The organism is Pseudomonas sp. OG7 (assembly GCF_014192825.1).
In the GTDB taxonomy this organism is placed as follows: Bacteria; Pseudomonadota; Gammaproteobacteria; order Pseudomonadales; family Pseudomonadaceae; genus Aquipseudomonas; species Aquipseudomonas monteilii.
The window spans coordinates 59,611-71,176 of record NZ_JACHYK010000004.1 but is presented as its reverse complement, the minus strand read 5'-3'; the positions used below and the strand labels follow the sequence as shown (position 1 = coordinate 71,176).

12 protein-coding genes and 1 riboswitch are annotated in these 11,566 nt (G+C 64.7%); of the genes, 1 reads left to right on the top strand and 11 read right to left on the bottom strand.

Annotated elements, in window-relative coordinates; all coding sequences use genetic code 11:
* Nucleotide 1: 1 nt before the first annotated feature.
* Genes FHW75_RS11120 through cobO form a run of 6 tightly spaced genes read right to left on the bottom strand, consistent with a single transcriptional unit; the run spans nucleotide 2 to nucleotide 5,893 of the window.
* Nucleotides 2-1,456 (bottom strand): cobyric acid synthase, encoded by a 1,455-nt coding sequence (locus tag FHW75_RS11120; RefSeq protein WP_019099292.1) that lies wholly within the window; start codon nucleotides 1,454-1,456, stop codon nucleotides 2-4.
* Nucleotides 1,453-2,445 carry a threonine-phosphate decarboxylase CobD gene (gene cobD, locus FHW75_RS11115; RefSeq protein ID WP_019099293.1) on the bottom strand — a complete coding sequence of 331 codons (993 nt, stop codon included), beginning with the start codon at nucleotides 2,443-2,445 and terminating at the stop codon, nucleotides 1,453-1,455. Before cobD ends, FHW75_RS11120 begins: the two co-directional genes overlap by 4 nt.
* Nucleotides 2,438-3,346, bottom strand: coding sequence for an adenosylcobinamide-phosphate synthase CbiB (gene cbiB / locus FHW75_RS11110; protein ID WP_016715472.1), 909 nt, complete (start codon nucleotides 3,344-3,346; stop codon nucleotides 2,438-2,440). Before cbiB ends, cobD begins: the two co-directional genes overlap by 8 nt.
* A complete protein-coding gene (bluB, locus tag FHW75_RS11105) occupies nucleotides 3,343-3,993 on the bottom strand; it encodes a 5,6-dimethylbenzimidazole synthase (RefSeq protein WP_016715471.1) in 651 nt (216 codons plus the stop codon). Before bluB ends, cbiB begins: the two co-directional genes overlap by 4 nt.
* Nucleotides 3,990-5,285, bottom strand: a complete 1,296-nt coding sequence (locus FHW75_RS11100) for a cobyrinate a,c-diamide synthase (protein ID WP_027609866.1) — start codon at nucleotides 5,283-5,285, stop codon at nucleotides 3,990-3,992. The genes bluB and FHW75_RS11100 overlap by 4 nt, the downstream gene beginning before the upstream one ends.
* Nucleotides 5,282-5,893: a cob(I)yrinic acid a,c-diamide adenosyltransferase gene (gene cobO / locus FHW75_RS11095; protein ID WP_016715469.1), complete on the bottom strand. Its 612-nt coding sequence runs from the start codon at nucleotides 5,891-5,893 to the stop codon at nucleotides 5,282-5,284. Before cobO ends, FHW75_RS11100 begins: the two co-directional genes overlap by 4 nt.
* Before the next feature lie 119 nt (nucleotides 5,894-6,012).
* Nucleotides 6,013-6,233, bottom strand: a riboswitch (cobalamin riboswitch).
* Nucleotides 6,234-6,400: 167 nt separating this feature from the next.
* Between cobO and FHW75_RS11090 the strand changes: the two genes are divergently transcribed.
* The gene (locus tag FHW75_RS11090) at nucleotides 6,401-6,979 is read left to right on the top strand and encodes a hypothetical protein (protein ID WP_019099295.1); all 579 of its coding nucleotides are present in this window, start codon (nucleotides 6,401-6,403) and stop codon (nucleotides 6,977-6,979) included.
* A gap of 140 nt (nucleotides 6,980-7,119) precedes the next feature.
* Here the strand turns inward: FHW75_RS11090 and FHW75_RS11085 are convergent, their stop codons facing one another.
* From FHW75_RS11085 to FHW75_RS11065, 5 genes are all read right to left on the bottom strand, one after another.
* Nucleotides 7,120-7,653 carry a C40 family peptidase gene (locus tag FHW75_RS11085; RefSeq protein WP_016715467.1) on the bottom strand — a complete coding sequence of 178 codons (534 nt, stop codon included), beginning with the start codon at nucleotides 7,651-7,653 and terminating at the stop codon, nucleotides 7,120-7,122.
* 139 nt (nucleotides 7,654-7,792) lie between these two features.
* Nucleotides 7,793-8,434 carry a C40 family peptidase gene (locus FHW75_RS11080; protein WP_019099296.1) on the bottom strand — a complete coding sequence of 214 codons (642 nt, stop codon included), beginning with the start codon at nucleotides 8,432-8,434 and terminating at the stop codon, nucleotides 7,793-7,795.
* Nucleotides 8,435-8,561: 127 nt separating this feature from the next.
* A complete protein-coding gene (gene hda, locus FHW75_RS11075; RefSeq protein WP_003252443.1) occupies nucleotides 8,562-9,269 on the bottom strand; it encodes a DnaA regulatory inactivator Hda in 708 nt (235 codons plus the stop codon).
* Between the two features lie 152 nt (nucleotides 9,270-9,421).
* Complete coding sequence (locus tag FHW75_RS11070) at nucleotides 9,422-10,495, bottom strand: AI-2E family transporter (RefSeq protein WP_019099297.1); 1,074 nt, start codon at nucleotides 10,493-10,495, stop codon at nucleotides 9,422-9,424.
* Nucleotides 10,496-10,507: 12 nt separating this feature from the next.
* The gene (locus FHW75_RS11065) at nucleotides 10,508-11,566 is read right to left on the bottom strand and encodes a DUF2066 domain-containing protein (RefSeq protein ID WP_027609868.1); all 1,059 of its coding nucleotides are present in this window, start codon (nucleotides 11,564-11,566) and stop codon (nucleotides 10,508-10,510) included.

Here is an 11,566-nt window from a genome sequence, read left to right as displayed (position 1 = left end):
GTCAGGCTACCCCACAGAGTTGGCGCAAGCGCGTGGTGTCCAGGTGTTTTTCCACCAGGTCGGCCAGGCGCTCGATGTCGCGCTCGCGCAGGGCTTCGTAATCGATGGTCTGGGCATCTTCCAGGCCGGCCCAGCGCAGCAGCGCGGCGCACGAGTGGCTGCCCTCGAACAGGCCGTGCAGGTAGGTGGCAAGGATCTGCCCATCATCGCTCACCGCGCCATCACAACGACCATCAGCCAGTTGCACGGCAGGCTGTTCCAAACCAGGGCCGGTGGTGACGCCTGCGTGAATCTCATAACCGGCAACCGGGGCCGCTTCAAGGTTCAGTACCCCGGCAACGTTGCGCAACTGCTTCTGGGCCTCAAGCACCGTGGCGTAATCCAGCAGGCCAAGCCCCGGGCTCGATCCGGCAGGGCCCTCGAGGCCTAGCGGGTCATGCACTTCACGGCCCAGCATCTGCAGGCCACCACAAATGCCGATCAGCTTGCCGCCGTAGCGCAGGTGCCGCTCGATGGCTTTGTCCCAACCGCGCTCGCGCAGTTGCGCCAGGTCGCCACGCACGCTCTTGGAGCCCGGCAGGATGATCAGGTCGGCAGCCGGAATCGGCTGGCCCGGGCCAATGAACTGCAGGTCCACCTGCGGGTGCAGGCGCAGCGGGTCGAAGTCGGTGTGGTTACTGATGCGCGGCAGTACCGGCACGATCACCTTGAGCACACGCTCGCTTTTGGCGCCTTGGCGCACATCGATGCCGTCTTCGGCTTCCAGGTGCAAATCGGTGACGTAGGGCAACACGCCCAGCACCGGCTTGCCGGTGCGTTGCTCCAGCCAGTCCAGCCCCGGCTGCAACAGGGCGATGTCGCCACGGAAGCGGTTGATGACAAAGCCCTTGACCCGCGCCTGCTCACTGGGCGAAAGCAGCTCCAGCGTGCCGACAAGGTGCGCGAACACGCCGCCACGGTTGATGTCGGCGACCAGGATCACCGGGCAATCGACGGCTTCGGCAAAGCCCATGTTGGCGATGTCGCCGGCCCGCAGGTTGATCTCTGCCGGTGACCCGGCGCCCTCGACCATGACCACCGGCCAGGCGGCACTCAGGCGCTGGTGCGAAGCAAGCACCGCCTGCATGGCGATGGCCTTGTAGTCGTGGTAGGCCACCGCATTCATGCTGGTGACCGCACGGCCATGAATGATCACCTGGGCACCGGTGTCGCTGTTGGGCTTGAGCAGTACCGGGTTCATGTCGGTATGCGGCGCCAGCCGGCACGCCTGGGCCTGCACTGCCTGAGCGCGGCCAATTTCGCCGCCGTCGGCGGTTACCGCGCTGTTCAGCGCCATGTTCTGCGGTTTGAACGGCACCACAGCGACGCCCTGGCGCAACAGCCAGCGGCACAATGCGGTCACCAGCGTGCTCTTGCCGGCATCGGAGGTGGTGCCTTGCACCATGAGGGTGGTCATGCCGATTCCTTTTGATAGTCGGTCAGCGCCTGGGCCAGGCGCTGTTCGTCGGCCGCACTCTCGGGCAGCCCCAGGCGCACGGCCGGAGGGTTTTCGAACAGGCGCACCAGGATGCCGCGACGGGCAAGAAAGTCATGCAACGGCGCGGCACGCTCGCTGCGCACGTACTGGAACAGGTCACAACCGCCGCTTGGCGCCAGGCCTGTGCCAGCCAACAAGGTGGCAAGGCGCTTGCTGGCAGCAGCGCAACGTTCAGTCTGCAAACGCTGCGCAGCTTCGTCGGCCAAGCTTGCCTGGGCCAGCACCCGGGTCGGGCCGTTGACGGTCCAAGGGCCAAGCAACTCGGCCAGACGCAACAGCAGGCTGCGCTCAGCGGCGACGAAGCCCAGCCGCACTCCGGCCAAACCGAAGAATTTACCGAATGAACGCAGCACGATCAGGCCCTCGCGACCCGCGCAGTCCACCACGCTGTCTGCCGGGGTGTTGTCCATGAACGCTTCATCGACCAGCAGCCAGCCACCGCGCGCAGCCAGGCGCGCATGCCAAGCCAACAGCTTCTCACGCGGGACCCGCCGCCCGGTCGGGTTGTTGGGGTTGACCAGCACCAGCACGTCGAGGCTATCGAGCGCTGCGTCAACCTGTGCCTCGTCCAGCTCAACCAACTGATGTCCCGCCCGCTGCCAGGCGTACGGGTGTTCGGCATAACATGGCGTCAGCACCCCTGTCCGGCCTGCGGCGCGCAGCAGCGGCAAAGCCTGGATTGCGGCCTGAGAGCCCGCTACCGGCAGCAGCTGGCTGGCACCGTAGTACGCGCGTGCAGCGTCTTCCAGGCCGTCCTCGACCTCCGGTAGACGCGCCCACGCATCCATAGGAATCGGTGGGATCGGGAATGGCCAGGGTGCGATGCCGCTGGACAGGTCGAGCCACTGCTCGCGAGGAATGCCATACTGCTGCACTGCGCGCAGCAGGCGGCCACCGTGTTCAAGCATTGATGTAAGCCCCCAGGCAGATCAACAACAGCCACAACCACACCCCCCGCTGCACCAGGGCCCAACCACGCTCGATGGCATCGGCATCGGCCACTGGCCCCTCGCCCAGGCGCGGCCGCTCATGAAGCTCGCCGTGGTACACCGCCGGGCCACCGAGCTCCACGCCCAGTGCACCGGCACCTGCAGCCATCACCGGGCCGGCGTTAGGGCTGTCCCACAGGGGGCCCTGCTTGCGCCAGCAGGCCAGGGCCAGGCGGGTCTTGCCCAGCAGCGCATAAGTCAGCGCCACCAGCCTTGCGGGAAGGTAGTTGAGCACGTCGTCGATACGCGCCGCGCACCAGCCGAAACGTTCGAAGCGCTCGTTACGGTAGCCCCACATGGCATCCAGCGTGTTGCTCAGGCGATACAGCACCACACCCGGCGCGCCAGCTACCACGAACCAGAACAGCGCGGCGAACACCGCATCGCTGCCGTTCTCCAGCACCGACTCGGTGGCCGCCCGGGCCACTGCCGGCTCATCCAGTTCGCGGGTTTCGCGGCTGACTAGGTAGCCGACGCGCCGACGCGCCTCTTCAAGGTTGCCTTGGCGCAACGCGTTGGCCACCGGCAGCACATGCTCACCCAGGCTGCGCAGCCCCACGGCGCAGTACAGCGCCAGCACATCCACCAGCCAGCCGATGTAAGGCAGCCACGACAAGACCAGCGCCACCAGGGTCAGCGGCACCACCGCCAGAAACCACGCACTCACCCCATGGCTACGCCAGCCGCGCCCGCCGGCATTCAGGCGGCGCTCAAGGTTACTGGCCATGTTGCCAAAAGCCACCAACGGGTGACGCCGCTGCGGTTCGCCCAGCAAAGCGTCCAGGGCTACCCCGGCCACGGTCAGCAAGGCCACGCTCATTGACGCTCTCCCCATTGGTTCTCGTAAAGCATTTCGCTCAAGGGCCGCTCTTCGGCCCAGTTTTCCTGCACCAGCATCGGCACCGGGTAGAACTCGGTGACCGGCCCCAGGCACAGCACCGCCACCGGTTTGGCGCCCGCAGGCATGCCCAGCAAAGCGGCCAAAGCCTGCGGCTCGAACAGCGACACCCAGCCCATGCCCAGCCCTTCGCCACGCGCAGCCAGCCACAGGTTCTGGATGGCACAGGCCAGCGAGGCCAGGTCCATTTCCGGCAGCGTGCGGCGGCCGAAGATGTGCGGTTCCCGGTTATCCATCAAGGCCGCCACCAGCAGCTCGGCGCAGTCGTTGATGCCTTCAACCTTCAGCTTCATGAAGGCATCGGAACGCTCGCCCAACGCCTCGGCGGTGCGCACCCGCTCCGCCTCCACCAAGGCCTGGATGCGCCCACGCAGGTCACGCCGGGTAATGCGGATAAAGCGCCACGGCTGCATCAGCCCGACACTGGGCGCCTGATGCGCGGCGGCCAGCAAACGGGCAAGCAGCTCTGGCGCCACCTGGCCACCGGCAAAATGGCGCATGTCGCGACGCTCGCCAATGGCCCGGTAGATCGCGGCGCGCTCGACGTCGCTGAAGGCATGTTCGCTCATGGCCGCAACAGCGCCGCCGCCGCATCCGGGTTGGAGGGGAAGTAGAAATGCACGTATGAGGCCGTCAACCGGCCCGAGCGATACACCGCTTCGTTGCCACGCCCGCCATTAGGGCTAAGGCCACGGGCGATCGGTTCCAGCTCGGTGCTGGTCAGCGAGTGATGGTAGGTATGGCCACGCAAGGTGCCCTCCGGCAGTTCTACCGCCTGCAGCGCCAGGGCCGCCAGGCGCTTCTGCATGGTCGCCTCGCCCCGCAGCAGGCCCAGCAGTTCGGCACGCTCGCCTGCCACGTCGGTCAAGGCATCGAGCAGGTACAGCATGCCGCCGCACTCGGCCAGCAAGGGTTTGCCCTGAGCATGATGGGCGCGGATTGCCTCGCACATCGGCGCATTGGCGGCCAGGGCATGGTGATGCAGCTCGGGGTAGCCGCCCGGCAGGTACAGGCTATCCACCGCCGGTAGTTCGCGGTCGTGCAGCGGCGAGAAGAATTCCAGCTGCGCCCCGAGGTTGCGCAGCAGATCGAGGTTGGCCCCGTAGGTAAAGGCAAACGCTTCGTCGCGTGCCACGCCGATGCGCACCCCTGCCAGCGAAGCAGCACACGCTTGTGTTTCGGGCTCGGCAAAGCTCACCGGCGGTGGCAAGGCTGCGTCGCAGCTGGCGCCAAGCGCCTCGGCGGCGGCATCCAGGCGGGCATCCAGGTCGTTCAGCTCGCTGGCCTGAACCAGCCCAAGATGGCGGCTGGGCAACTCGATGCCGCGCTCGCGCGACAAGCCGCCATACCAGCGCAAGCCCTGGGTCAGGCTACCTTCCAGCAGTTGCGCGTGGCGCAGGCTGCCCACCCGGTTGGCCAACACCCCGGCAAACGGCAAGTCGGCCTGGTAGCGCGCCAGGCCCAGGGCCAATGCGCCGAACGTCTGGGCCATGGCCGTGCCGTCGATCACCGCCAGCACCGGCACGCCGAAGTGGCGCGCCAGGTCGGCGCTGGACGGGGTGCCATCAAACAGCCCCATCACCCCTTCGATCAGGATCAGGTCGGCCTCGCCCGCGGCGTCCCACAGCAGGCGACGGCTTTCTTCGGCACCGATCATCCACAGGTCCAGTTGGTACACCGGCGCGCCGCTGGCGCGCTCCAGGATCATCGGGTCAAGGAAATCCGGGCCACACTTGAACACGCGCACCTTGCGCCCGAGGTTACGGTGCAAGCGGGCCAGCGCGGCGGTGACGGTAGTCTTGCCCTGGCCAGAGGCTGGTGCCGCGATCAACACGGCGGGGCAATGGCGCGATTGACTCACAGTTCAACGCCCTTCTGTGCGCGAATGCCCGCCTGGAAGGCGTGCTTGAGCATACCCATCTCGGTCACGGTATCGGCCAGTTCGATCATTTCAGGCTTGGCCGCGCGACCCGTGACAATCACATGCTGCATCGGCGGGCGGGCCTGGATGTCTGAAAGCACCTGGTCCAGGTCGAGGTAGCCGTGCTTGAGGGCGATGTTCAGCTCATCCAGCACCACAAACTGCACATCTGGGTCTTGCAGCAGCTGGCGCGACACCGCCCAGGCGGCTTCGGCGGCGGCGATGTCACGCTGGCGGTCCTGGGTTTCCCAGGTGAAGCCCTCCCCCATCACGTGGTAGCGCACCTGCTCAGGGAAGCGGCGGAAGAACAGCTCTTCCCCGGTGCTGTTGCGGCCCTTGATGAACTGCACAACACCGCACTGCATGCCATGGCCCAGCGCGCGCGCGAGCATGCCGAAGGCCGAGCTGCTCTTGCCCTTGCCATTGCCGGTCAGCACCAGCAACAGGCCGCATTCGTTGGGGGAATTGGCGATACGTTCGTCGATGACCGCCTTCTTGCGCTGCATGCGCGCCAGGTGGCGTTCGTCACGTTCGGTGGATTCGCTCATCAGGGTTCTCCGCTGGCTGGCACCGTGGCAACGCACGCTGACAGGTAATAGGCAGGCAAACGGAGTACGCGCAGGGGCCATGGCAGGGCGCCACGGTGCACCGCGCATCACCCTCCGTGATGCCGTTGGCAGTAACAGGCCGGTCTCCGGGCTTGTGAGCGGGCTTTGGCCCGGGCCTGCGCGCCTTCCCGGGTACCTGTACCCAGTGGCCCTGCGCGGCCGCGACTCACCTACCGTTGCGGGGGCAGCGCCGGAATCGCGCCATGCTGGCGCCCACCGGCTTCCCAGTTTCACCCTGCCCAGTCGGGGCTGGCAGGGCACCTGAAACACGCGCGAAGGTTAGAGGGTTGTACCGGGAGCGTCAATCGAAGCGGGCCGCTTTGCAGCCGAACAGGCAGCGCCTGGGTAATGGCCAATTCGCCGGGTTGTGCCACACTGAATGCAGTGATATCACATAGCCATCACTTTCAGCTGGACGCGATTACAACGATAACAGGAGAGCGCAGCATGCGAGGCCAGATCATCAACAACCCGCGCCTGGAGTTTCTCGCCCCGGTGCTGGAGCGCTGGGGGGACTGCATCGACCGCTTCAATCAATTTGCTGGCGATGCCGAAGCGCCTTATTGGCATGGCGCAGCCGCGAATACCGGGCTGCTTGCCGCAGCCGCGTGGCAGGCCGAACTCACGGCGCTGCAACAGTTTGCCGGCAAGAAGCAGCGCGACGAAGGCGAACACGAAGGGCGCTGCGACCTGTCGATCACCAGTGCCGATGAAGCGCTGTACCTCAGTGTCAGCCAGCGCTGGCCAAAAATTGCCCGAGTGGACATGGCCGAAGCGTTGCAGCAGACCGCTGCCCTCGCGCGCCAGGTGGCCTACCCCAGTCAGTTGAGAGCCGCCGCGCTGTTCATCAGCCCGTGGAAGGCTGGCCAGCACGCCAGCCCCGAGGAACTGCAGGACCTGGTCGACGATTTGCAGAACCATACCGCCTGTGCCATTGCCTGGTACTTTCCGTACCCCTATCGCAAATTGCACAACGAGCTGGGGCAGTATTTTCCGGGGGTGGCGTTGCTGCTCAAGCAGGCTTGAACCAACGCCGGCGCAGCGGGGATCTTGGTCTTGATCTTCGCGACGTCAGGAGGCCGGAGTGAGGCCTCCTGACGTCGCAATCAGCGGCGCCTGAAGTATCGCGCGCTTAAAATCAGAAGCAATGGCAACGGCCCTGGTATTCAGGGGTTTTGCGCCAGGTGCCCCTGCGGAATCACCCGCTTGGCCTGCAAGTACGCCTTGGCCCAATAGCTGTTGGAAAGGTAGTCCAGGCGCACCGTTCCGCCTGTCGAGGGCGCATGCACAAAGCGCCCTTCGCCAACGTAGATACCGGCATGGCTGACCTGCGAGCCACCACTGGTAGCAAAGAACACCAGGTCACCGGACTGCAGCGACTGGGCATCCACCGTGGGTGCGCGCATGACGATCATCTCCCGCGTCGAACGCGGCAGGCTGATGCCGGCAGCATCACGGTAGACGTACTTGATCAGGCCACTGCAGTCGAAGCCGGAGTCCGGCGTATTGCCACCCCAACGGTAAGGCGTACCCACAAGGCCAATGGCACGGATCAATACGTCATCGGCAATCGGCGAGGGGCTTGGCTGGCTGTAGGAAACCTGCGGCTGAACCACAGGGGCCGGCGCTGGAGCGCGGCTGGAGCAGGCCGCCAGCAAGGCTGCCAGGGAGAGAAATGCGAAGCGCGCCATCTTTACCATGGCCAGAACATCCTGTCTGAGATTGCTGCGCTGCAGCCAAAAAGAGTTGAGAATTTAGATTAGACGCTTTCTGTAAATACGCACGGCGGCGAGCTTTTTTCAAAGCATCGCCGCCGTGGCAGGGTACAGCATTTTGCCATCAGTTGCGCGCGATGTTGGTCGGCGCCATGGCCAAGGCACGCTTGGCTTCGATGAAGGTCTTGCTCCAGTAGCGGTCACCGAGGCTGTCGATGCGCACGCCACCGCTGCGGCGGCTGCTGGAGTGGATGAACTGGTTGTCACCCAGATAGATGCCGGCATGGCTGACGCGGCCGCGACCGTTGGTGCTGAAGAACAGCAGATCGCCCGGCTTGAGCTTGTTGCGAGCCACTTTCGGGGCATCGACGTTGATCATTTCGCGCGTCGAGCGTGGCAGGGTCATACCCGCCTCTTCGCGGAACAGATAGCCGATGAAACCGCTGCAGTCGAAACCGGACTTTTCAGAGGTACCACCGAAGCGGTAGCGAGTGCCGATCAACGACATGCCGCGCTCGAGAATACTGTCCGCCAGCACGGGCAGCTGGTAGGGCTTGCTGTTGCTGGAGAAGGCCTCCAGGTCATCTTCAGTGGCCAGCTCTTCCGGCTCGCCGAACACCGACGAGGACGAAGCTTTAGCCTTGATCACCGATTGTGTGGCGACCGGGGTGTGATCCTGAGGCTGAGAAACCGGGCCTTGGGCCGCGCAGCCAAAAAGCAGGGTCACGAGTGCGAGTGGCACGAGGGGTGCGAAGCGCTTTAGCATGGGCACGACCGTGTCTGTAATCCTTTAGAAGGGTGAAACTATGCCCTCTATCATGGCCATTTGCAAATTTTATCGAAAAAGATGTGACTTTTTTGTTTTGCCGCTCTGGCCCAGCGTTTTCAGGGGGTTACCAGCCGAGGGTTTCCTTGAGGAACGGAATGGTGAGCTTGCGTTGTGCCTGCAGCGAGGCCTGGTCGAGGCGCTCCAGCAGGTCGAACAGCGCGCTCATGCTGCGCGCACCGCGGGTGAGGATGAAGTGACCGACTTCGTCGGTGAGGTGCAGGCCGCGGCGCGAAGCACGCAGTTGCAGGGCTCGCAGCTTGTCTTCGTCAGACAAACCACGCATCTGGAACACCAGGGCCAAGGTCAGCCGCGACTTCAGGTCCGGCAACTTGATGGGCAATTCGCGCGGGGATGCCGAGGCGGCCAGCAGCAAGCGCCGGCCACTGTCACGCAGGCGGTTGAACAAGTGGAACATGGCCTCTTCCCAGTCCGCCTTGCCGGCAATCACGTGCAAGTCGTCGATGCATACCAGTTCGTACTGGGCGAGGTAGTCAAGCAGTTCTACGCCGCGATCGAGCAGTTGCGCCAATGGCAGATAGACAGCAGGTTCGCCGCGTTGCTGGAAGCGGTGGGTGGCAGCCTGCAGCAGGTGGCTACGGCCAACACCCTGCTTGCCCCACAGGTAGATAAGGCTCTCGGTCCAGCCGGCGTCGGCTTCGCATAGCCGCTCGACGTAGCCCAATGCCGCAGCATTGGCGCCCGGATAGTAGTTGATGAAGGTGGCGTCATCGCGCAGGCGCACACCCAGGGGCAACTGGATCGGTGGTTTCATGCTCGCGGGCGGTCAGCAGGACCGAAGGGGCCTTTGGTGAACAATGTTGCAAAGTCTATACCCGCAAGGCGGGCCGCACAATCACGGCAACAGATAGCACAAGCAAAATCAACAAGTTGCGCTAAGTTGGGGGCTGCATCGCAGCCCCAACATCACAACTGCGGGTCGATATCCCCGGCATACATGTCCGATTCCTTGTACATGTCATGCACATGCCGCAGCAGCACCATGATCACGGCCGCCACCGGCAGTGCCAGCAACACCCCGGTAAAACCGAACAGTTCGCCACCGGCCAGGATGGCAAAGATCACCGCTACCGGGTGCAGGCCGATTCGGTCCCCTACCAGCAGCGGCGTCAACACCATGCCTTCGAGTGCCTGCCCGACCATGAATACCGCGACGATGCCCAGCATCGGATACAGGTCGCCCCCAAACTGGAACAACCCCGCCACCAAGGCCGCACCGATACCTATGATGAAGCCCATGTAGGGCACGATGGCGGCCAACCCAGCGAGCATACCGATGAGCAGGCCCAGTTCCAGCCCGACCAGCATCAACCCGGCCGAATAAATGACGCCCAAGGCCAGCATTACCATCAGTTGCCCACGCACGAACGCCCCGAGCACTTCGTGGCATTCGCCCGCCAACCCGACCACCTGCGGCTCACGCTGGCGTGGCAGCAGGCTGCGCAGCTTGGCCATCATCAGGTCCCAGTCACGCAGCAGGTAAAAGCCCACCACCGGAATAAGTACCATGTTGGCCAGCCAGGCCATCAGCGCCAGGCTCGAGGCCGTGGCATGCGACAGCAGCATGCCGACGATGTCGGTGGTCTGGCCCATGTGGCCAGCGATGGCAGCTTTGATCTTGTCGAACTTCCAGAAGCCATCAGCCAGGCCCAAGCGGCTCTGCACCCAAGGCAACGCAACATGCTCAAGCCAGTCGAGCATCTGTGGCGCCAGCTCGTACAGGCGCACCAGCTGCTTGGCAAGCATCGGCACCAGCACCAGCAGCAGGGCCAGCAACAGCAGGGTGAACAGGCCGAACACCACCACAACACCCCATGTGCGCGACAGCCCCAGACGCTCCAGGCGGTCAACCAATGGGTCGGCCAGGTAGGCCAGCAGGATGCCGACCAGAAACGGGGTAAGAATGTTGTGCAAGCTATAGAGCAGCACAGCGACCAGCAGGGCAGCGCCCAGCCAGATCCAGCGACGAACGTCGGTCACGGTATGCTCCCCTTACCAGCGAAAACGCAGGCCGTCGAACGGCTTGGGCGCAGGTTGGGCCGGCGCAGGTTGCTCACCGGCTGCCGGTGCTGGCGTAGCGGGCGCTACCGGCACCTGCTCTGCGGGCAACTCCTGCAACTTGGCCAGGCCGAGTTGGGCGCGCAGCTGTTCGCGGTTGCCGGTCACACCATAGGTCAGGGTGGTGCCTTCAGCCATTTGCAGGCGTGGGCCATAGGGTTCAAGCACACGGGCAAGCTCGGCATAGCGCTGCAGGTTCACCCCCTGCACCTGCACCTGCATCTGGCTGCTGGCACCCGGACGGGTGACATAACGCGGCGCCAGGCGACTGCTGACCGCCAACATGACCGCGTCAGCCAGGGCAGCCGGGTCGCCCCCTTCGGCCGTGCCTTGTTCACGCTGGTCGCCCAGCCACAGCTGCCACTTGCCCTGCCATTTGCCATCGGCTTCCTGTGCATGCACCGCCAGCAAGGCATCGGCGCCATAACGCTCGGCGGCCTCACGCAAAGGTGCCGGGTCGGTGGCTTCGACCTGCTTGGCATTGGCTACCAGCTGCTCCTGCAAGTCGGCCAGCGGCAAGCGCAACGGCAAGCCACGGTGCTGGGCGGCACGGCGCAGGGGCTGGGCGCTGGCCTGGCCGTCACCGACCAGGCTGCTGCCCTCGGCACTGTCATTCAGCCACCAGCCGAGAATCGAAGGCCGATTGCTGCCCCACAGCGCCAGGCCGGCCTTGCGCAAGGCCCGTTCGGTGCTACCGGGGTCGAACTCGACCACCACCGACTCGGGTGGGCCGGCCTCGCTGCCAACCTGGTTGATGATTTGCTGCGGGTCTTTGCGCAACTCGGCAAGTGCCGGGCTTTGCACTGCCTTGGGGTCGCCGGTCAGGCGCAGCACCAAAGTGTCGAGGGCTTTGGCAGTGGCGGCAGTACGGGCTTCGGCGCCCTGCCCGGCCATTGGCTCGCGCACCTGATAAAGGCCAGCGACATTTTCAGCCTGGGCTGCAACCGATATCAGGGCCAGGCCGCCGACCGCCAGAATATTGAACAAACGCAT

Coding starts and splice junctions, on each gene's coding strand:
- bluB (WP_016715471.1), bottom strand. CDS start 3,993: ATGAGCGAACATGCCTTCAGCGACGTCGAGCGCGCCGCGATCTACCGG.
- cobO (WP_016715469.1), bottom strand. CDS start 5,893: ATGAGCGAATCCACCGAACGTGACGAACGCCACCTGGCGCGCATGCAG.
- cbiB (WP_016715472.1), bottom strand. CDS start 3,346: ATGAGCGTGGCCTTGCTGACCGTGGCCGGGGTAGCCCTGGACGCTTTG.
- hda (WP_003252443.1), bottom strand. CDS start 9,269: ATGAAACCACCGATCCAGTTGCCCCTGGGTGTGCGCCTGCGCGATGAC.
- FHW75_RS11090 (WP_019099295.1), top strand. CDS start 6,401: ATGCGAGGCCAGATCATCAACAACCCGCGCCTGGAGTTTCTCGCCCCG.
- FHW75_RS11085 (WP_016715467.1), bottom strand. CDS start 7,653: ATGGTAAAGATGGCGCGCTTCGCATTTCTCTCCCTGGCAGCCTTGCTG.
- cobD (WP_019099293.1), bottom strand. CDS start 2,445: ATGCTTGAACACGGTGGCCGCCTGCTGCGCGCAGTGCAGCAGTATGGC.
- FHW75_RS11080 (WP_019099296.1), bottom strand. CDS start 8,434: ATGCTAAAGCGCTTCGCACCCCTCGTGCCACTCGCACTCGTGACCCTG.
- FHW75_RS11120 (WP_019099292.1), bottom strand. CDS start 1,456: ATGACCACCCTCATGGTGCAAGGCACCACCTCCGATGCCGGCAAGAGC.
- FHW75_RS11065 (WP_027609868.1), bottom strand. CDS start 11,566: ATGCGTTTGTTCAATATTCTGGCGGTCGGCGGCCTGGCCCTGATATCG.